This is a genomic window from Kribbella caucasensis (assembly GCF_004361855.1).
GTDB lineage: Bacteria > Actinomycetota > Actinomycetes > Propionibacteriales > Kribbellaceae > Kribbella > Kribbella caucasensis.
On the sequence record NZ_SNWQ01000013.1, the window covers coordinates 187,568 to 208,297 of the forward strand.

The 20,730-nt window shown below is 69.3% G+C and carries 17 protein-coding genes; 7 read left to right on the top strand and 10 right to left on the bottom strand.

From position 1 onward, the window contains the following. Positions 1 to 45: 45 nt before the first annotated feature. The 5 genes from EV643_RS25905 to EV643_RS25925 form a co-directional block, all read right to left on the bottom strand. Positions 46 to 450, bottom strand: a complete 405-nt coding sequence (locus EV643_RS25905) for a universal stress protein (protein WP_133802812.1) — start codon at positions 448 to 450, stop codon at positions 46 to 48. Positions 451 to 646: 196 nt separating this feature from the next. Then, positions 647 to 2,263 (bottom strand): AMP-binding protein, encoded by a 1,617-nt coding sequence (locus tag EV643_RS25910; protein WP_238165801.1) that lies wholly within the window; start codon positions 2,261 to 2,263, stop codon positions 647 to 649. Beyond that, positions 2,260 to 3,129, bottom strand: coding sequence for an SDR family NAD(P)-dependent oxidoreductase (locus EV643_RS25915; protein ID WP_133802739.1), 870 nt, complete (start codon positions 3,127 to 3,129; stop codon positions 2,260 to 2,262). Before EV643_RS25915 ends, EV643_RS25910 begins: the two co-directional genes overlap by 4 nt. A gap of 39 nt (positions 3,130 to 3,168) precedes the next feature. Beyond that, on the bottom strand, positions 3,169 to 4,293 hold the full coding sequence (locus tag EV643_RS25920; RefSeq protein ID WP_133802740.1) for a M24 family metallopeptidase: 1,125 nt from the start codon (positions 4,291 to 4,293) through the stop codon (positions 3,169 to 3,171). 23 nt (positions 4,294 to 4,316) lie between these two features. Next, entirely contained in the window at positions 4,317 to 5,291 is a 975-nt protein-coding gene (locus tag EV643_RS25925) for a GlxA family transcriptional regulator (protein WP_370452362.1), read from the bottom strand. Between the two features lie 70 nt (positions 5,292 to 5,361). On the opposite strand from EV643_RS25925, the gene EV643_RS25930 reads away from it, so the two are divergent. Continuing rightward, positions 5,362 to 6,642 (top strand): MFS transporter, encoded by a 1,281-nt coding sequence (locus EV643_RS25930; protein WP_238165802.1) that lies wholly within the window; start codon positions 5,362 to 5,364, stop codon positions 6,640 to 6,642. Positions 6,643 to 6,664: 22 nt separating this feature from the next. Here EV643_RS25930 and soxR read toward each other — a convergent pair whose 3' ends face one another. Next, on the bottom strand, positions 6,665 to 7,153 hold the full coding sequence (soxR, locus tag EV643_RS25935) for a redox-sensitive transcriptional activator SoxR (protein WP_133802743.1): 489 nt from the start codon (positions 7,151 to 7,153) through the stop codon (positions 6,665 to 6,667). 86 nt (positions 7,154 to 7,239) lie between these two features. Between soxR and EV643_RS25940 the strand changes: the two genes are divergently transcribed. Together EV643_RS25940 and EV643_RS25945 are read left to right on the top strand one after the other, a co-directional pair. Continuing rightward, on the top strand, positions 7,240 to 9,360 hold the full coding sequence (locus EV643_RS25940) for a RecQ family ATP-dependent DNA helicase (RefSeq protein WP_133802744.1): 2,121 nt from the start codon (positions 7,240 to 7,242) through the stop codon (positions 9,358 to 9,360). A gap of 106 nt (positions 9,361 to 9,466) precedes the next feature. Then, positions 9,467 to 10,327 (top strand): oxidoreductase, encoded by an 861-nt coding sequence (locus EV643_RS25945; RefSeq protein WP_133802745.1) that lies wholly within the window; start codon positions 9,467 to 9,469, stop codon positions 10,325 to 10,327. 23 nt (positions 10,328 to 10,350) lie between these two features. On the opposite strand, the gene EV643_RS25950 is transcribed toward EV643_RS25945, so the two are convergent. Next, a complete protein-coding gene (locus EV643_RS25950; protein WP_133802746.1) occupies positions 10,351 to 11,175 on the bottom strand; it encodes a helix-turn-helix transcriptional regulator in 825 nt (274 codons plus the stop codon). Positions 11,176 to 11,321: 146 nt separating this feature from the next. Continuing rightward, complete coding sequence (locus EV643_RS25955; protein WP_133802747.1) at positions 11,322 to 12,122, bottom strand: ArsR/SmtB family transcription factor; 801 nt, start codon at positions 12,120 to 12,122, stop codon at positions 11,322 to 11,324. Positions 12,123 to 12,656: 534 nt separating this feature from the next. On the opposite strand from EV643_RS25955, the gene EV643_RS25960 reads away from it, so the two are divergent. The 3 genes from EV643_RS25960 (at position 12,657) to EV643_RS25970 (ending at position 16,683) form a co-directional block, all read left to right on the top strand. Next, complete coding sequence (locus EV643_RS25960) at positions 12,657 to 14,618, top strand: HNH endonuclease signature motif containing protein (RefSeq protein ID WP_133802748.1); 1,962 nt, start codon at positions 12,657 to 12,659, stop codon at positions 14,616 to 14,618. Between the two features lie 447 nt (positions 14,619 to 15,065). Then, positions 15,066 to 15,854 carry a GNAT family N-acetyltransferase gene (locus EV643_RS25965; protein WP_133802749.1) on the top strand — a complete coding sequence of 263 codons (789 nt, stop codon included), beginning with the start codon at positions 15,066 to 15,068 and terminating at the stop codon, positions 15,852 to 15,854. A 76-nt stretch (positions 15,855 to 15,930) separates the two neighbouring features. Beyond that, on the top strand, positions 15,931 to 16,683 hold the full coding sequence (locus tag EV643_RS25970; protein WP_133802750.1) for an SDR family oxidoreductase: 753 nt from the start codon (positions 15,931 to 15,933) through the stop codon (positions 16,681 to 16,683). Positions 16,684 to 16,692: 9 nt separating this feature from the next. On the opposite strand, the gene EV643_RS25975 is transcribed toward EV643_RS25970, so the two are convergent. Beyond that, a complete protein-coding gene (locus EV643_RS25975) occupies positions 16,693 to 18,249 on the bottom strand; it encodes an adenylate/guanylate cyclase domain-containing protein (RefSeq protein WP_238165803.1) in 1,557 nt (518 codons plus the stop codon). Between the two features lie 69 nt (positions 18,250 to 18,318). Here EV643_RS25975 and EV643_RS25980 point away from each other — a divergent pair, with 69 nt between their 5' ends. Next, on the top strand, positions 18,319 to 19,707 hold the full coding sequence (locus tag EV643_RS25980) for a CapA family protein (protein WP_133802751.1): 1,389 nt from the start codon (positions 18,319 to 18,321) through the stop codon (positions 19,705 to 19,707). 3 nt (positions 19,708 to 19,710) lie between these two features. Here EV643_RS25980 and EV643_RS25985 read toward each other — a convergent pair whose 3' ends face one another. Further along, a complete protein-coding gene (locus EV643_RS25985; RefSeq protein ID WP_133802752.1) occupies positions 19,711 to 20,481 on the bottom strand; it encodes a M28 family metallopeptidase in 771 nt (256 codons plus the stop codon). Between the last annotated feature and the right edge of the window lie 249 nt (positions 20,482 to 20,730).

Sequence of the window (20,730 nt, forward strand, 5' to 3'; positions counted from 1 at the left end):
AGGTGTTCGAGCTCCCGAGCGGCGTTGGGTTTGAGCGGGTGCGGGTCAGTCGTGGCGGGGTGGGACCTTGACGGCCAGGACTGGGACGGGGGATTCCAGCAGGACTCGTTGGGCGGTGCTGCCGAGGATTAGTTTGCCGACTGGGCTGCGGCGGCGGAGGCCGAGGACGATCATGGCGACGTCTTCGGCGGCCGCCGCCTTCAACAGCTCCGTGGCGACGTCGTTGCCGCCGTCCGCCTGCTGGATCGTCACCTCGACGCCCCGTTCACGCAATCTCGCCTCGGCGGTCGCCAGTTCGTCGGCGCTGGCGTAACGCCGGTCGAGGTACGCGTCACCCCGGCTGGTGTTGAGCAGCAGGACCGACGCTCCGCGGAGTACGGCCTCGGCGGCCGCGGCGTCGAGGGCGGCTTCACCCTCCGGCGTGGGGACATAGCCGACCAGGATCTTCACGGAGACCACTCTCCCATCCGTCCCGGTGATCCCTGCAGCGATCCACGCCGGGCCGACCGTATCTGCACCACTCACCAACATCGCTCCACCCGAGGAACTCACGCTCAGCCAGCGGCCGACCCCGGCTGTTCGGGGGTTTGGTGAGTGCTGGGGATACGCGTAGCCGACCTGGCCCGCCGCTGGCAAGTGCCGGGTCTCAGGAGTCTGTCAGCCGGCGTTTGAGGACTTTGCCGGTGGCGTTGCGGGGGAGTTCGTCGACGATGACGACCTCTCGGGGTGCCTTGTAGCGAGCCAGGTTGGTGCGGACGTGGTCGATCAGTTCGTCGGGGGTCGCCTCGCCGGACAAAACGACGTACCCGATCAGGCGCTGGCCGAACTCCTCGTCGGGTACGCCGACGACCGCCGCGTCCACGACCGCCGGGTGGCTCATCAGGCAGTCCTCGACCTCGATCGGGTACACGTTCTCGCCGCCGGACACGATCATGTCGTCCTCGCGACCGTCGACGAACAGTCGCCCCTCGGCGTCCAGGTGGCCGAGATCGCCGGTGCTCATCCGGCCGTCCACGACGGTCTTGCTGCTGCCGTCGGAGTACCCGCCGAAGACCAGGCCGCCGCCCGCGAAGATCCGCCCGGTCTCACCGGCCGGGAGCGGTCGGTCGTCGAGGTCGAGGATCCGGACCGAGCTGCCGAGGCAGGGCCGACCGACGGTGCCGGGTGCGGCCAGCAGATCGCGGGAGGACGCTATCGTGGCGATCCCGATCTCGCTTGACCCGTACGCATCGCACAGCACCGGGCCGAACTGCGCGATGAACCGCTCCGCCAACGCGGGTCCCAATGCCGAAGCGCCGGACAGAACCGTCCGCAACGACTTCAGCTCGTACTGCGCGATCGCCTCCGGACCAAGGTCGAGCATCCGCTGGAGCATCACCGGTACGGCGACGACCGAGCCGGCCCGGTTCGTGTCGATCGACGCGAGCACGGCGGCCGCGTCGTACCGGCGGGCGAGGACCAACGGGGAGCCGAGGAAGAGCGCGAGCATCGAGTTGAGCAGGCCGAGTCCGTGGAACAGCGGCGGGCAGATCACCATCGGCTCACCCGAGCGCAGACCGAGTCGGTTGAGGGCGCTCGCGGTGAGCCCGGCCAGTCCGGCAGCGGTCGGAGCCCTGGGTGCGGCCTTTGGCGTACCGGTCGTGCCGGACGTGAGGATCGTGATGTGACCAGGCCTGTCAGGGACCGGCGGTTCCGGCGCATCGGTCGCGGCCAGCTCGTCGAGCCCGCTACCACCGGCCTCACGCCAACCGGTGATGCGCGTAATGGAGGTCTCGACGGTGAAATCCTCGTCGTGGACCAGCAGATCGGGGCGATGCCTCTCCAGCACGGCTTTGAGCTGCGGCGGAGCGAACTCCGTGTTGACGAACAACACGTCCGCACCGAGTCGCGAGGCCGCGAGCGTCGCCTCCAGGAACCACCTGTGGTTCCGGCAGAGCACCGCGACCTTGCTCCCCGCAACGATCCCGTACCGCGCTCGTAGTGCGGCCGCGATCCGGGCGACTCGTTGGTCGAGCTCCTGATAGGTCAGGCTGCCTCGTTCGTCGATCACGGCGGCCCGATCGGGGTACCGGATCGCCGCGATCGCGCCGAGCGCCGCCATCGACTGGCCCCATCGGCGCAACGCCCGCTCGATCCCGACCAGGTGGCCCGGCCGGGCGGATCGCCAGACGCCCGACCTGATCAGCGCCGCCGAGACGCCACCGACCTCGGCTGCTCCTCGGACCAGCCAGTCGGGTGGCCGCATCGGGCCGATCGGTCTCACGGTTTCGTTCGATCCGTCCGGCGGAAGTACTGCTCGAACAGCCGGTCCGTCGGTACCCGGAAGAGGTTGCCCAAGGCATCGGCCGGGCGGACGAACGGCGGGGTGATGTTGTGCGGCCGCTCGGCGACGGCGGTGCACACCTGGTCCGCGGCCTGCTCGGGCGTCAGACCTGGCATCTTGTTGAGCAGGGGAGTCGGCTCGCTCATCCGGGTGTGGACGAGGCCCATGTAGACGGTCGACGTGGTCACGCCGTCATGGCGGATCTCCTGGGCGATGCAGCGCAGCCAGACGTCGAAGGCGCTCTTCGACGCCAGGTACGCCGACCAGCGGGCCATCGGGGGAGTGCGGACGCCGGCGGTCGACACGTTGACGATGTGGCCGGATCCTCGCTTGCGCATCGACGGGAGGAGTTCGAGGACGAGCTTGGCCGGGCCGAGGTAGTTGACCGCGTTGGTCCGCTCGATGTCGTGGAACCGCTGGTAGGAGTCCGCGACCGACCGGCGGATCGACTTCCCCGCGTTGCTGACGAGCACGTCGACGTGATCGTGATCCCGGAGTACGTCGGCGACGAGCTGCTCGATCGCGGCCGGGTCGGCGAGGTTGGTGGGGTAGGCGTGCGCCTTGCCGCCCGTAGTACGGATCTCGTCGGCGACGGCGTTGAGCTGGTCCGCAGTACGGGCGACCAGGAGCACGGTCGCGCCGGCGCGGGCCAGGCGTTTGGCGGTCGCCTCACCGATCCCGTACGACGAACCGGTGACCAGGACGACCTTGTCGCGGACAGCTTCGGTGAGGCGGTGGTCCGGGATCCGGGCGTGCCCGTTGATCGCTGCGACGAGCAAGGGCCAGCCGATCGGGCGCTTCTCCATGGTGAGATATTACCCGTTGGTAGCCCGGGTTGGGCAGGGTCAGACGAGGGGGACCAGGTCGTGCGGCCGGCGGTTGAGGGGCTCGACGCCGGTTTCGGTGACGATGACGATGTCCTCGATCCGGGCGCCCCAGCGGCCGGGCTGGTAGAGGCCGGGCTCGACGCTGAACGCCATGCCTGGTTCGAGGATCAGCTCGTTGCCGCTGACGATGTAGGGGTCTTCGTGGACATCGAGTCCGATGCCGTGGCCGGTCCGGTGGATGAAGAGCTCGCCGAAGCCGGCGGCCGTGATCACCGACCGGGCGGCGGCATCGATCGATTCCGCGGTCACTCCAGGGCGTACCGCGTCGACCGCTGCCTGCTGAGCCTCCTGCAGCACCGCGTACGTGGCCGCCACGTCGGCATCCCGCGGCGTGCCCACCGAGTAGGTCCGCGTGGAGTCCGAGTTGTACCCCGACGGCAGCGGCCCGCCGATGTCGACGACGACCACGTCGCCTTCCTCGATCACGCGAACGGAGACGGCGTGGTGCGGGCTCGCTCCATTCGGACCACTCCCGACGATGACGAAGTCGGCGACCTCGTGACCCTCCTCGACGATCGCGGCGGCGATGTCCGCGCCCACCTCGGCCTCGGTCCGGCCGGCCCGCAGGAACTCGCCGACGCGAGCGTGCACGCGATCGATCGCGGCTCCGGCGGCGCGGAGTTCGGCGATCTCGGCGGCGTCCTTGCGCATCCGCAACTCACGCACGATCGGTCCCGCCAGAACCTGTTCGGCGCTCGGCAGCGCGTCGCGCAGTGCGAGCACGTGCAGCGCCGGCGTGAAGTCGCTGACCGCCACCCGATCGGGCTTGCCCAGCCGCGCGGCGACCGCTGCGTACGGGTTCTCGCCGTCGACCCAGGTGAGCACCTCGACCCCAAGCTCGGCCAGCGGCACACCTGCGAACCCGGGTGCTTCGATCTTCGGTACGACGAGCGCGGGCGCGCCGTCAGCCGGGATCACGAGCGTGGTCAGCCGCTCAAAAGAACCACCGGCTTGGCCCAGCAGGTACCGCAGATCCGACCCGGGCGCAATCACCAGCCCAGTCCCACCCGCGGCCTTCCGAGCCCGCTCCAACCGCCCCCGAAGCACCCCAGCATCAACCACCTGCACAGAACGACGCGACATGCCCTCGACCCTATCCCGCTGGATCAGCTGGCGCGGAAGGTTTTTCGGTAGGCCAGGGGGGAGACGCCGAGGTCGGTGCGGAGGTGGTGTCTTAGGGAGGCGGCGGTCCCGAGGCCGGCGGATTGGGCGACTCGGTCTACGGACAGGTCGGTGGTCTCCAGCAGGTGGCATGCGTGCCGGACGCGTTGCTGCAGTAACCAGGTCCCCGGCGACTGGCCGGTCTCCGTCTTGAACTTCCGGCTGAACGTCCGCACACTCATCCGCGCATGCTCGGCCAATCCGGCGAGGCTGAGTTCCTCGTCCAGCCGCTCGAGCGCCCAGGCCCGGGTCGGCGCCGTACCGTCGCTGCCCTCGTCCGGCATGACTCGCTCGATGAACTGCGACTGCCCACCATCGCGCCACGGCGGAACGACGCAGTGCCGAGCGGCCCGGTTCGCGACCTCGCTGCCGAAGTCGCGGCGGATCAGGTGCAGGCAGAGATCCACGCCCGCGGCGAGTCCGGCCGACGTGATGATGTCGCCGTCGTCGATGAACAGCAGGTTCTCGTCGAGCCGCACCTTCGGATAGAGGTCGCGGAACATCGCGGCCCGAAGCCAATGCGTGGTGGCCGGCCGGTCGTCGAGCAAGCCGGCCGCGGCGAGTACGAAGGCGCCCGTGCAGATCGAGGCGATCCTCGTCCCGGGCCGGATCGTGCGCAGCGCCGCGGCCAGGTCGGCGGGCAACGTCCCTTCGTACCGGGGCTGCCGGATGTACGTGCCCGGGATGATCACCGTGTCGGCATCGGCCAGCGCCTCGGCGCCGTAGTCGGGGATGAGCGTGAAGCCCGCGCCCGCCCGGATCGGCGCGGCCTGCAACCCGCAGATGCGGACGTCGTACAGGGCGGTCCCGTCGGCGCGGGTGGCGGCGCCGAAGACGGTCGGCGGGATGGTCAGGTCGTAGCCGACGACGGGCTCGAGCGCGAGGACGGCGATCCGGTGGAGCTGGCCAGAACGAGGCATGGCCATATCTTGACACATGCTGGCGGTCTGGCCACTGTTTCCGGGGATGCTTCTCCGGCAGGATTCCGGAGTGACTCAGATCCTGGAGAAGAAGACGGTCCGGCTGCACCGTGCTTGGCCCGTCGCGGCCGTCGGTTTCGTCACCCTGATCGGGGCGGCCGGATTCCGCTCGGTGCCCGGTGTGCTGCTCGATCCGCTGCACGACGAGTTCGGCTGGTCGCACGCGACGATCTCGGCCGCGGTGTCGATCAACCTGCTGCTGTACGGCCTGATCTCGCCGTTCGCCGCCGCGCTGATGGACCGGCTGGGGCTGCGCAAGGTGGTCAGCGGTGCGCTGGTGCTGATCGCGCTCGGCAGTGGGCTGACCATCTTCATGGACTCGTCGTGGCAACTACTGCTCTGCTGGGGTCTGCTGGTCGGTGTCGGGACCGGATCGATGTCGATGACGTTCGTCGCGACGATTACCGGGCGCTGGTTCGTACGACGCCGCGGGCTGGTCACCGGGATCCTGACTGCCGCCGGGGCGACGGGTCAGCTGATCTTCCTGCCGTTGATCGCGCGGCTCGCCACCTCGTACGGGTGGCGTGTGCCGGCACTGGTGGCTGCCGGGGCGGCGCTGGCCGTCGTACCGCTGGTGCTGTTGTTCTTGCGGGACTATCCGAGTGACGTAGGGCTCAGGGCGTACGGGGCGCCTGAGGGGAGCGCGGCTGGGCAGCGGGTGGAGACGACCGGCAGTAGTGCCGTGCGGGCGATCACTGCGCTACGGGACGCGGCTCGTCGACCGGTGTTCTGGCTGCTAGCTGGTGGGTTCGCGATCTGCGGTGCGTCGACGAACGGGTTGATCGGGACGCACTTCGTGACCGCCGCACACGACCACGGGATGCCGGTGACGACGGCTGCCTCGCTGCTGGCACTGGTGGGCGTCTTCGATGTCGGCGGCACGATCGTTTCCGGGTGGCTGACCGACCGGTGGGATCCGCGGTACCTGCTGATCGGGTACTACGCGCTGCGCGGCTTGTCGCTGCTGGTGCTGCCGTCGTTGCTCGGGCCTACGGCTCAGCCGAGTATGTGGGTGTTCATCATCTTCTACGGGCTGGACTGGGTCGCGACCGTGCCGCCGACGGTGGCGTTGTGCCGGGAGTGGTTCGGCGTGGACGGGCCGATCGTGTTCGGGTGGGTGTTCGCTTCGCATCAGGTCGGTGCGGCGTTGGCGGCGACTGGGGCGGGGGCGATCCGGGATGCGCAGGGTGACTACAACCTCGCGTGGTACTTGGCCGGTGGGTTGTGCGCGGCGGCGGCGTTGATGTCTGCGAGCATCGGTCGTCGGATACAGCCCGCGGTTGCCGTCTAGCGTCCTAGTGCCCCGCACTAGGTCAGCTGGCTCGGCAGGATGCGTCGGGGTGGCAGGGGTTTCCGGTTTCGTTCGTCAGGCGTTGGGGTCCGGGTCCCCTGGCCGCGAGTACGTCGTACGGGTTGGCGAGGGTGCACCGATCGAGGGAGAGGCAGCCGCAGCCGACGCAGTCCTTGAAGTCGTCGCGCAGTTGTTCGAGGTGGAGGATGCGCTTGTCGAGTTCGGCCTGCCAGCACTCGGAGATGCGCTCCCAGTCCTGCCTGGTCGGGGTGCGGTTGCCGGGGAGCAGTGCGAGGATCTCCGCGACCTCGGCGAGCGGGATGCCGACTCGTTGGGCGATCCGGATCATGGCTACGCGGCGGAGGGTGTCGCGTTTGTACCGTCGCTGGTTGCCTGACGTTCGGCGGCTGATGATCAGCTTCTGCCGCTCGTAGAAGTGCAACGCGGAGATCGCCACTCCACTGCGCTCCGACAGTTGCCCGACAGTCAGCTCACCTGGCTCGAGGTCCACAACCTCAACGATAGTCAAGGGAAGTTGTCCACAGGTCCGGGGCCGGGCCCAGCGAACTGGGGGTGAAGGCGTCTAGGGTCTTCGGCATGGGTGATTCGCTGAAGTTGCCGGACGATCGGGCCGCTACCGCCGCGCAGGTGATCCGTGCCATCGCGGGGGAGTCGGCGCGGTTGCGGAGCGACCAGGAGACCGCCGTCGCCGCGCTCTGCGAGCCGAGTGCGCGCGTCCTCGTCGTCCAGGCGACCGGCTGGGGCAAGTCCGCGGTGTACTGGGCCGCGACCGCGATCCGCCGCTCGGAGGGCGCCGGCCCGACCCTCGTCGTCTCACCACTGCTCTCGCTGATGCGTGACCAGGTCGCGGCGGCGGCCCGCGCGGGTCTACGGGCGGCGACGCTCAACTCGTCCAACGTCGACGAGTGGTCCTCGATCGAGAGCGACCTGCGTTCGGGCGCGATCGACGTGCTGCTGGTGTCGCCGGAGCGGCTGGCGAATCCGGGATTCGGCCGGCGCGTGCTCGACGGGCTGGCCGGTCAGATCGGTCTGCTCGTGATCGACGAGGCGCACGCGGTGTCCGACTGGGGACACGACTTCCGGCCGGACTACCGCCGCGTGTCCGATGTGTTGCAGCGGCTGAATCCGCAGACTCCCGTGCTCGCGACCACCGCGACGGCGAATTCCCGCGTGACCGATGACGTGGCCCATCAGCTGGGGGAGTCGACTCTCGTACTACGCGGGCCGTTGGCCCGTTCGAGTCTCCAGCTCGCGGTGGTGGATGCGTTGTCGCCGCTGGACCGGTTCGCGTGGGTCGTGGATCACCTGCCGAAGCTGCCGGGTTCGGGGATCGTGTACACGTTGACGGTTTCCGACGCGCAACGTCTCGCGGCCGCGATCCAGGAGGTGCACGGCGCGGCGGCCCCGGTCGCGGCGTACACGGGTGGTCTGGAGGCGGCGGAGCGGGAGAGGCTCGAAGACGCGTTGCGGGCGAACGAGTTGAAGGCGCTGGTGGCGACGTCCGCGCTCGGGATGGGGTACGACAAGCCGGACCTCGGGTTCGTCGTCCATGTCGGCTCGCCGCCGTCGCCGGTCTCGTACTACCAGCAGGTCGGGCGCGCGGGGCGTGGGATCGACCATGCGGTTGTCGCGCTGCTGCCGTCGGATGCGGACTCGGGGGTGTGGGACTACTTCGCGACGGCGACGATCCCGGTTCCGGATCAGGTCAATCGGCTGCTGCGAGGGCTGGAGGCTTACGGTCCGGATCAGGTGGCCACGGTGCCGTCGCTGGAGGCGGAGACCGGTCTGCGCCGGGGGCGGGTCGAGCTGATGCTGAAGCAGCTGGCGGTCGACGGCGCCGTCGAGCGGGTCGAGCGCGGCTGGGTGCGGACCGGCGCGGAGTGGAGCTTCGACGCCGAGCACTACGACGGCATCGTTGCGGTACGGCGGCGCGAGGCCGACATCATGCGGGCCTACACCCGCGGCGAACGTTGCCTCATGCAACTGCTCCAGGAGTCCCTGGACGACCCGTCGGCCGAGCCCTGCGGCCGCTGTTCGGTCTGCCTCGGCCTGCTGCCGGAGCCGCTGACCGCGAGACCGTCGGCCGAGACGGTGCAGGCCATCACCCGCCTTCTCCGTGGTGAGACCCACGTGCTCGAGCCGCGCAAGATGTGGCCCGGCGGGGCGTTCGGCGCCAAGGGCCGCATCCCGCCCGCCCTGATGGCCGACCCCGGCCGAACCATCATCTACGCCGACGCCCCCGAATGGCGCGAAGTCCTCCGCGCCGCGTTCGAACCTGCGACCGCGGACCCGGCCGCCTTGGATGCTCTGAAGGCTGGGTGTGTTTCCGCGCTGTCGCGTTGGAAGGATGCGTGGTCGCGGCGGCCTGAGGTGGTGATCGGTCTCGCGGCGGCCGGCCACCAGCGGCTGACGAACGAGCTCGCGGATCACCTCGCGGAGATCGGCCGGTTGGAGCGCGCCTCGCTGACCGTGGACCCGGCCGGCTTCAACGACGACCTGTCGTCGGCAGAGGAGGCTCGCGTCTGGCGGGACGGAATCAGTGTCGACGATCTCACTTCGCAGGCGATCTCCGGGCGCTCGGTGCTGCTGGTGGTCGACGCGTCCTCGTCGCAGTGGCCGATCACGGTCGCGGCCGCGAAACTACGGGAGGCCGGCGCGGACGCAGTACTCCCGCTCCTGGTGCACCGACGGCCTTAAGGGTGGTCCTGGGAGTCCTGGGATAACTAGGACGACCGAACGACGGCCGGGCGTGGACATCCTGGTGTCGGCCCCGAGGAAGGGGCAACACCAGGAAAGGAAGTACATGTCCGACGTGCTCAACGGTGGAACGCTCACCCTGGCCGACGATCTCGTGCTGACCCGGATGGGGTACGGCACGATGCAGCTGGCCGGCCCCGGAGTCTGGGGACCACCCACCAACCGCGAGGAGGCCATCGCCGTACTGCGAACGGCCGTCGACCTGGGGATCACCCACATCGACACCAGTGACTTCTACGGTCCGTACACGGTCAACGAGGTGATCCGCGAGGCCCTGCACCCTTACCCGGACCAGGTCCGGATCGTGACGAAGGTCGGCGCCCGCCGCGGCCCGAACAAAGAGTGGTTCCCCGCGCTCAACCCCGAGGACCTGGTCAAGGCCGTGCACGAGAACCTCGACCACCTCGGCGTGGACGCGCTCGACGTGGTGAACCTGCGCGCGCCCGGCAACGAGAGCCCGACCGACGACTCGATCGCCGAAGGATTCGGAGTGCTCGCGAAGCTTCAGCAGGAAGGGCTGATCCGGCATCTCGGCGTCAGCGGTGTCTCCGCGGCGCAGCTGACCGAGGCCCAGCAGATCGCCCCGGTCGTCACCGTGCAGAACCTCCACAACATCGCGAACCGCCGGGACGACGAACTGGTAGACCGTGCCGCGGCCGAGGGGATCGCGTACGTGCCGTACTTCCCGCTCGGGGGATTCAGTCCGCTGCAGTCCGAAGTACTGGAGTCGGTCGCGGCTCGGCTGGAAGCGACGCCGCGGCAGGTTGCCCTGGCGTGGTTGCTGCAGCGATCGCCGTCGATCCTGCTGATTCCCGGTACGTCGTCCGTCGCTCACCTCCGCGAGAACGTCGCCGCCGCCGACCTGTCCCTGCCCGAAGACGCGGTCAAGGAGCTAGACGCCCTCTGACCTGCGGGAGGCGTTCGACAAGGTCAGCTGGTGAGGGCGGACTGTTGGGCCAGGCGTTCCAGCCGTTCGGCGGTTGGAGAGCCGGGTTTGGCATGGAAGATCGCCAGCAGTTGGCGCCCGTACGTGCCGGAGACGACGAACTTCTCGGAGTACAGATTGAGATGGCCGACGACCGGGTGGTTGAGCCGGTTCAGCCCGCTTTGCCGGGGCTGTACGTCGTGCCGGTTCCAGAGGTCGCGGAAGCGCTCGCTGTGCTCCGAGAGTTCGGCCGCCAGGGCCTGGAGATCGGGATCGTCGACATTCGGACTGGTCATCGCCCGCAGCCCGGCGGCACCGACGGTGGTGAGGGCCTCCCAGTCCCGGCGGAACTCCTGCTGCTCTGGGTCGAGGAAGACCGACCGTAGCAGGTTGTTGCCCACGGCATAGATCGGTGAGAGCGCGACGGCCATCGTGTTGGAGTGCAGAACGTTCATCAGCCTGTCCTGCACGTACGCCGGGGTCGTCCAGCTGTCCACGAGCTGCCGGAGGCTCGCGGATACGTGCTCGGGTCGGCCGGCGAGATCGTGTTCGTCGGCCGGCCGCGCCAGTCGATGCAGATGCGCCGTCGCGTGCTCGCCAAGCCCCAGCGCCCGCGCCAACGCATCAAGCACCTGCTCCGACGGCCGCTGATCCCGCCCCTGCTCCAGTCGTACGAGGTAGTCCGTACTGATCCCGGCAAGCATCGCCAGCTCTTCCCGGCGCAGCCCACTGACCCGCCGCCGCCCGCCCGGCAAGAACCCAACATCCTCCGGCCGCACCAGCTCGCGCCGAGCCCGCAAATACTGCCCAAGCCCATTCCCACCACTCACCCCACCAAGCTATCGCCCCCACCCCACCCACGCGCCCGCGCTACTTCCCGACCACGCGCCCGCGCCGCCTCCCGACCCCACCCCACGCACCCCCGCACGGCACCCACACCCCACGCCGCGCGGCGCCCCGCACCTCGCCATAGGGCTCAGCTGGCGGGCTCGGTCTGCTTGAACTCCGGCGCGGTTTCCGCGAACGACTTGAGGTCGGAGAGGAGCCGGGTCCAGCCGTCGTCGATCATCGAGCGGATCTTGCTGCCTGGCTCGAAGCCGGTGTGGATCACCGTCAGCTTGACCTGGTCGCCGTCCGGTTCGAGGTCGAAGCTCACCCGGGAGAGCGGTTCCTTGCTGGTGGTCTCGAAGTCCTCGTCCGTCATCTCGACAGCCTTCGCGAACTCGGGCGTGATGTGGTGCCAGGTGTACGCCAGCCGCCGGTACGGGTCGTGCTCGAGGACGACCTGGCCCTCGCCGGCCATCGTGACCTCACCCATCTTCCACGCGATCGGCGAACCGGGCTCCCAGTCGGTCTCGTGCGTCACACCCCAGTACTGCGAGGTGAACGCCGGATCCGTGAGCGCCTGCCAGAGCCGCTCCGGCGTGGTCCGGATGTAGGTGGTGTAGACGAAATCGTTGTCGCTCATGGTCTCGGACTCCAATGCTGACTTGAGGTCGGCGAACAGGTGCACCCGCCGACGGTCGTACCGGTTGATCCAGCGGTCCGCGATGGCGTTGATCGGCTCGGCGTTGAGGTAGTGCAACTTCTCCCGGCCGCGCCAGATGGTGGTCACCAGGTTGGCGGCCTCGAGCACGGCCAGGTGCTTGCTGACCGACTGCCGAGCCATCTCCAGACCGGCGCAGAGCTCGCGCAGGGTCTGCCCGTTCCGCTCGTTCAGCCCATCGAGCAACCGCCGCCGACTCGGATCCGCCAGCGCCCGGAACACCTCATCCATTCCGCATCCCGCTTCTCAGATATGCAGCCGTCCGGCTGCCTAACCGACAATAGGCAGCCGACAGGCTGCATGTCAACAGGGAGGGCGCCGGGGCGGCGGTAGATCGAAGCGCTCCACTCCGATCTACCTGAAAGGTTGCTCGTCGATCCGCTCGCGTTCCGAAGCCGACTACGTCCTGTCCAACTCCACTCGCGTGCCCACCGAACGGGAAAGACGAAACCCTGGAAGGTTTCGTTGCTGGCGGCCACGATCCGGACTTCGTCGGGGGCAGATGTTCGCTGGGTGCCTCCCGAATCGAGTCACCATCCGCGATGCCTTGGGCAACGAAATCATTAGGGCGCGTCGTCCGGGTCATGCGCGAATCTTGGAGCCTGCGCAACGCGCGGGTCACAAGCGGCCAGGTTGTCCACATCTTGGCTGGGGACAACCTGATCGCCTGTGGATAGTGGCAGGAACTTGCCAATCCTCAGATCCCTTATAGATAAGGCCTTCCGAGCTCAGAAACTGTCGGCGGCGCCCTCTAGGCTCTTCGGTATGGACAGGTGGTACGAACGGCCCGCATGGTCGATGACCGGCAGCGAAAAGCTGACGGCCCTCGACCAACTGCAGGCCGACCTCACCCGCCTGTCCACCCGCCGCCTCGAACTCCTCGCCTCCCTCGACACCGACGGCTACGCGGCCGAGATCGGCGCCGGCAACACGATCGACCTGATCGCGATCCGCCACCGCCTGGATGCCGCCGCCGTCCGCCGCGACCTCAAACTCGCCCACGCCCTCCCCAAGTACGCCGCGGTCTCCACCGCCCTCCACACGGACCCCACCACCACGGACCGCGACGCCGAAACCCCTGCACCAGGTGAGGAAACCGCGCCAGACGCGCAGCCCGCCACGGACACGGCAGCGCACGCGAACGCCGCCGCAACCGAGCAGGACGGACAGGCGGTGCCGACCAACGCGATCGCGGCGGCGGACGCGGACGGGGCGGGGGCCGATGCTGACAGCGCGGATGAGGCGGAGCAGGACGGGCCGTTGGTGTTGCATCTGGGGCAGGCGGCCGTGATCGTCGATGCGCTGGACAAGATCCCGTCGTCGGCGCGGGTCTCGGTCGAGAGCCTGCGGTTCGCCGAGGAACAGATGGTGAAGGCCGCCCAGGTGTTGCCGCCGGGCGAGCTGCGCAAACTGGGCCGGGAGGTCCGCAACCGGCTCGACACCGACGGCCCCGAACCGGCCGAGAAGCGCGCCGCCGCGAACGAACGGCTCTGGTTGAAGCGGACCGACGACGGCATCAAGTTCGGTGGGTTCCTGGCCGGTGACAACGCCGAGTTGCTGCAGACGATGGTGTTCGCCAACTCCAAGCCCCACAAGACCCCCGACGGGCAGCGCGACCCGCGCAGCCGCGGGAAACTCCAGGCCGACGGCCTAACCGACATCCTGCACACCGCCGCGGCCACCGGCGCCGCCCCGGCCCACGGCGGCATCAAACCTCACATCACCGTCACCATCTCGCTGGCCGACCTGCTCGCCGGCACCGGCACCGGCGACCTGGCCCACGGCGGCACCCTGTCGGCGGCCGCGATCCGCCGCCTCGCATGTGATGCCGGCATCATCCCGCTGGTCCTCGGCGCCAACTCCGAACCCCTGGATGTCGGCACCGAGGAGCGCTTTGTCAACCGGGCGATGCGGCGCGCCCTGAACGCCCGGGACAAGGGCTGCATCGTCTGCGGCGCCCCACCCGCCATGTGCGAGGCCCACCACATTGTGCATTGGGCCAACGGCGGCCCGACCACGGTCGAAAACCTGGCCCTGCTCTGCAAGCGCCACCACATCGACGTCCACCACGGCCACTGGACCATCGAGATGGTCAACGGTCACCCGGTGCTGTCCCGACCCGGCTGGGCCACCCCCACACCCACCCGCACCCCCAGCCCAACCCGGACTCCCGCAGCGCCGCCGGATCCCTGGGCCGCCAGCCTACCCGACGCGCCACCCGCCCCGAGGCAACGCGGTGGCTCACCCGAGCCTTCACCGGCGGCCGGGTCCGCGGAGTCATCCGGCCGTGCGGCCGGACCGTCTGCCTCGACAGGTGTGTCACCAAGCGGCGGCCCCGCCGGCTGCCCAGACCCCTGGGCCGACGAGCCAGCCACACCGCCGGGCACCGACACCGCCGGGCAACACGTGCCTAGCACCCACACCGCCGAGCCACACCTGGCCGGCACCGGGCCGACCAGCCCAGACCCCTGGTCGGACGACGATGCCACCGCGCCAGCCACCGCCAGCGGGACAGGGCACGTCATCACGCGCCCGCCCGGCCGGTCCGTGAATCCGCTTGGCGAGAGCCCTCACCCACTCGGCGACACCGCCCGCCCACTCGACAACCCCATCCTCGAACAGCTACGCCGCGAATTCGCCAACCACCCAGACCCCTGGGCCGACCCACCGGCACCACCACAAGCACCGGCCGATCGCCAGCCAGACGCGTCAGGCGTCAACCCCTGATCAACCACTGCATCCGGCGGTTGACGACACCGGCCCCAGAACCACACCGTGCCCCGCCAGGTCGCCACCGCCAACGGCGCCGACAGGGTCTGCCTGCCGGGCGTGCCAACCGGATCTGCCGGCGGGGTCGGCCGCTGGGGTGTGCCGACCGGGTACTGCGGGGTTGTGCTGGTGGGGCCTGCCGGCGGGGTCGGCCGCTGGGGTGCGCCGACCGGGTACCGCGGGGTTGTGCTGGTGGGGCCTGCCGGCGGGGTCGGCCGATGGGGGTGTGCCGGCCGGGTACCGCGGGGTGGTGCTGGTGGGGTCCGCCGAGTGGGCCCGCCAAACAGGGCCGCCAATCCCCCCGGAACGCAGAGGGCGACAACTCCACCCTCGTTAGCGTGATGAGTCCGGCGAGGGGCTTCGCTTTGGGGGAGATCTTCTTGACCAGGTGTTGATGATGGGGGAGTGGACATCACCAGCCTTGGGTATCGGACTGATCTCTTGTTGCTGGCGTTGGCTGGTACTGAGCTCACTGACAAGGGTGAGTACGTCGTGGTGCGGACGCCGGCGAATCCGACCTTCTGGTGGGGGAACTACCTGTTGTTCCGGACGCCGTTCGGGCCGGGGGACACCGCGCGGCGGGTGGAGATGTTCGAGCGAACGTTCCCCGACGCCAAGCACGGCGCGTTCGGCATCGATTCGACCGAGGGGGTGGTCGGGGCGGAGGACGAGCTTGCGGCGGCCGGGTTCTCGGTGGAGCGGAGCACGGTGATGACCGCGTCCGCAGTACGCGAGCCGGCCCGGCCGAACACGACCTTGCAGTACCGGTTCCTGACGAGTGATGACGACTGGGAGCAGTTGGTCGGACTGACCTTGGCGTCGTCGCCTATGGAGATCGGGGGGTACAACGACTTCGTCCGGCGGAAGGTGCTGGCCGAGCGGAAGCTGGTCGAGGACGGGCACGCGAAGTGGTTCGGGGCGTTCGACGGTGAGCGGTTGCAGGCGTCGCTGGGGCTGGTCTCGGACGGCAGCGGTGTCGCCCGGTTCCAGAATGTGCAGACGCATCCCGATGAGCGGTCCCGCGGGCTCGCGAGCACACTCGTCCACCGAGCCTCGACGTACGGCTTGTCCGAGCTCGGGGCGCGGACGCTGGTGATGGTCGCGGACCCGGAGTACCTCGCGATCCGGCTCTATCGCGCCCTCGGCTTCACCGATTCCGAGACCCAGATCCAGCTCACCAAACCCTCACCCTGAGCTCGTCGTCAACGGTCACGTCGACCAGCTCGAACCGGCTGCCGTCGGTCACCACGAGGCGTGAAAGGGTGGGCCTATGAGTGAGATCGTGGCTGGGCGTGGCGTTGCGCTGGTGACGGGTGGGAGCCGGGGGATCGGTGCGGCCGCGGCCGTGGAGTTGGCGCGGGACGGGTGGAATGTGGGGATCAGCTACCGCACCCGCGCGGATGAGGCGAAGCGGGTTGTGGATGCTTGTACGGAACTCGGGCGGCGCGCGTTCGCAGTGCAGGCTGATGTGGCCGAGGCCGATGACGTCGAGGGGTTGTTCGATGGGGTGACGGCCGAACTGGGGGCGATCGGTGCCGTGATCAACAATGCCGGGATCGTCTCGCCGTCCGGGCGGGTCGACCAGTACGACGTGGCGCGGCTGGAGCGGGTCTTCAGGATCAACTCGATCGGGGCGTTCCTGGTCGCGGGCGCGGCCGTACGCCGGATGTCCACGGCGCACGGTGGATCGGGTGGGGTGATCGTGAACGTGTCGTCGCGGGCCTCGGTGCTCGGGTCGGCCGGCGAGTACGTCGACTACGCGAGTAGCAAGGCCGCGGTGGACGCGCTCACGGTCGGGCTGGCGAATGAGGTCGCGAAGGAAGGGATCCGGGTGCTCGGTATCCGTCCCGGTCTGATCGAGACCGACATCCACGAGCCCGGCCGCCTCGACCGCATCGGCACCACGCCGCCTCTCGGCCGCCCTGGGACCGCCCACGAGGTCGCCGCACTGATCACCTTCCTCGCCTCCGACCGCTCGTCCTATATGACCGGCTCCACCATCGACGTAGCCGGCGGCCGCTAACAGGCCTGGCTAGGCCGGGTGGGCTAGGCGGGTGGTGGATTGGCGGCCTCGGACGGTGACGTCTTCGCCGGGGTGCCAGTGGGTGGATTCGGTGGCGGCGGCTTTTTCGACGGCTGTCATCGAGGCGAGCAGGCGGGCGGGGGTCGACTTGGCCAGCGAGCTGAGGCGGGCGGCTTCGTTCACGGGGTCGCCGATGACGGTGTACTCGTGCCGCCGTACGTCGCCGACCGTCCCCGCCACGACGATGCCGGCCGTGATCCCGATCCCGGCCGTTGCCTCGGGCAACTCGTCGGCCAGTCGCCGGGACAGCGCTCGACCCGTCTGCAGAGCACTCCCCGCGGCGTCCGGGAGTTCAGTGGGCGCGCCGAAGATCGCGAGCGCCGCGTCGCCGGCGAACTTGTTCACGAAGCCGCCGTTCCGGTCGACCTCGTCCACGACGACGGCGAAGAACCGGTTGAGCAGCTGAACCACCTCGGCCGCCGGCCGGGTCGCAGCGAGCTCGGTTGAGCCGACCAGGTCGATGAAGAGTACGGCCGCGAACCGTTCCTCGCCGCCGAGCGAATCACTCGTCAGCGCTTCGCGGACCACCTCGGTCCCGACGTACCGGCCGAAGAGATCGCGGAGGCGTTCGCGTTCGCGCAGGCCGGCCGCCATCCGGTTGAAGCCGGCCTGGAGCGAGCCGAGTTCGGTGCCGTCGAAGACCGGGATCCGTACGTCCAGGTCGCCGTTGCCGATCACGGTGAGCGCGTTCCGTACCGAGCGCACCGGCGCGACCACCGACTTGGCCGACAGCATCGCCAGCGCGCCACCGGACACCAGGACGACGGTGCCGAGGGCAAGGATGATGACGGACAGCCGGGTCGCGGACACGTTCCCCTCGAACAACGCGAGCGCGGCGGTCAGCATCAGCCCGAGCACGGGAATCCCCGATCCGACCGCCCAGAAGAACTCCATCCGGGCATTCAGACCGGCGGCGAGCAGCCGGCGCGGCGGCGGTTCGTCGGCGAGCGCCCGCGCGGCGATCGGCCGGAGCGCGAACTCCGCCAGCAGGTAGGACACCGCACAGGTCATGATGCCGCCGTCGATCGTGGTGATCACGATCCGGTGCGCGCTCTCCGGCTGCAGGAACAGCGTGATCAGGCCGAAGATCACCACCGCCAGCAACCAGAGGAACACCTCGATCAGGGTCAGCCAGAACGGCAGCCGCAAGGTCGCGATCTGCTCGCGACGGGTGGCCGGTCGGTCCCGGATGACCCAGTCCGTGACGCGCAGCGCCAGCCGGGTGCTCCACAAGCAGCCGACCACCATCGCGATCACCAGGTACGCCGGAATCACCACGATCTGGACGAACTTGAGCTCTTCGGTACTCGGCGGACCCGGCAGGATGAATACCGCGAGCACGAAGGTGAACGCGGCACCGATCAGGTTGACGCCGACCGAGAACACGCTCAGCAAGGTCTGCACCCGGAACCGCAGCATCCGCGGACTCTGGTCCGCCGGCCCGAGCAACCAGGACCCGAACGGCCGCCGCCGCAACACCACCTCCGCACTACCCTGCGACATCATGCTCACAGTCTGCTAGCAGACCCGGGTCTTCCCGCAACTGCCTTACCACTTGCTGGTTACCGTGGCGGCATGGCGGTGCGGGTGGTGATCTCGCTGGTCGCCCTCTCGGTGGCCCTTGTCGCCGCCTGCTCGGACACCGGTTCCACCGAACCACCAGCCGGTACGCCGTCCGCCGCGCCGCCCGTCTCCGCAACGCCGACCTCAACTCGCCCACCCACGAGCAGCCCCAGCAATGAGCGGGCTGACCAGACCACCGAGCCGTTGGTGCTCGCGATCCACCCGACCCGGGCGGCGCAGGACATCGATCTGGCGACCGCGAACCGCATCGCGCAAGGATCGCTGAAGACCTGGCGAGGCTTCCGGGTGGTCTCGTCGCTACGAGAGGCAGAACGGTCTCCCACGACGCTCGCCATCCTCCCCGCCTCGACCGTTGGCCCTTCGGTCCGGCCCATCACGATCGCCGGCGTCGATCCGTTCAAGGACCCCGCTCGCTATCCGCTCCGAACCAACGGCCCGCAACCCCCGGCGCAAGTGATCGACCTGACCATCGGCGGCGACGTGATGCTCGGTCGCCGGGTGGCCACGGCGGCCGCGCGTACAGGCGATGTCTCCAGACCGCTCCGCGCGATCGGCCCGCGCCTGGCCGCAGCCGATCTCACCGTCGTGAACCTGGAGAGCACCCTCGCCCGCGCGGGCACCCCGCAGCAGGGCAACGATTCGTTCGCCGCCCCACCCGGAGTACTTGCCGGCCTGCGGGCCGCGGGCGTCGACGTACTCTCCCTGGCCAACAACCACACCGGCGACTTCCAGCAGCGGGCCCTGATAGAGACGGTACGTCTGGTGCGGCAGAGCGGCATCCAGCCGGTGGGTGCTGGGAGCAACCTTCAGGAGGCGGCCCGGCCGGTCGTCGTCACGAGGGGAGGAGTGCGCTTCGGTTTCCTGGCGTTCAACGCGATCGGCGAGACCCCGAGAGCGACCGCGACGAGTCCCGGCGCCTTGTCGCTCCGGATGCCGCCGAGGACAGGTCCGCTCAACCAGGGCGATCTGGCCGCGATCACCCGCTCGATCCGGACCCTGAAGGCGTCAGCGGACGTGGTCGTGGTCATCCCGCATTGGGGCCAGCAGTACACGCACAACCCTGTGCCCGCGCAGGATACGGTCGCCACCGCGCTCACCCAAGCCGGCGCCGACCTGGTGATCGGCGGCCATCCCCACTGGGTGCAGAGCGTGCGGTTCCCGGCCGGGAAGGTCGTCGCACACTCGCTGGGCAACCTGGTCTTCGACATGGACTTCGCGCAGCAGACCCAGGAAGGCGTCCTGCTCGAACTCACCTACTGGGGCAAGACCCTCAAGGCCGCCCGCCTGACCCCGTACGTCATCGGCGCCGACTTCAGCCCCCGAATCGTCACCGGCACCAGAGCCGAACAAATCCTCACCGACATCCGCACCGCCGGCTGACTCCTAGCTGTCGAGCCAGGCCGCGACCACCCGTCCCATCCGGCCGAGTTGCGCCGGCTCCACGACCCGGGGCAGATCCCGCGGACTGTGGTACTCCGCGTACGGCGTACTCCCCAACCGCACCCCGGCCAGCCCCGCCCGCACGAAGGACCAATGATCACTCGACCTGTTCACACACGCCCGACTCGGTACGCCGACCCGCGCCGCGACCCCGCGCAACTCGTTCCGCAGCTCCACCTGATCCGCCAGCCCGGAACAGATCGGTATGACGGATCCGACGCCCACCCGATCGAGCGAGACCATCCCACGCAACGCATTCCGCTGCACCGCGGACAGCGACGCCACATAGGCCCGCGAACCGTAGTGATGCCGGTTGTCGCCGTCACCACGTGGTTCCTCGGCGCCGAAGGCAACAAATACGGTGGGAAGCTGCGGCTCCCGCTCCCGGTAGAGCTGAGCGGTACCCAGCAGCACCGAGATCCCCGACGCGTTGTCCTCCGCACCAGGAGCCTGCGGAACGGTGTCGAGGTGAGCCCCGAGCACCCGATGCGGCACAGTGGGGTCGAAGCCGGGCTTGGTGGCGATCAGGTTCCAGGTAGTACCCGCACGGACCGGGACGCCCCACGACACGCCCACGGGAACCTGAACCGCCTGCCGCCTCACCTGGTACCCCGCGTCGCGGAAGCGCTGTTCGAGCCACGCCAGCGCCCGGCGATACGTTGTACTGGTCGCCTCGCGCGGACCTAGCCCGGCCAGGTAACGCACAGTGCCCATCGCCGCAGCACTGTCGAAGGCCCGCACCTCAGTCCGAGAAGACGTAGGCCCAGCGGTCGGGGTCGGAGTCGGCGTCGCGCTTGCGGTGGGGCCGGCCGGCGCGGGGCTCGACGGCGCAGACGTGGGTGAAGACGAAGACGCAGACGCAGGCGGTGGCGCAGGGCTCGGCGAGCCGCTGGTGCAGGCGGTGGTAGCGAGCACAGCAAGCAGCGCGCCCAGCGAGAAAGTGGCAGCCCGCATGCCTCCATA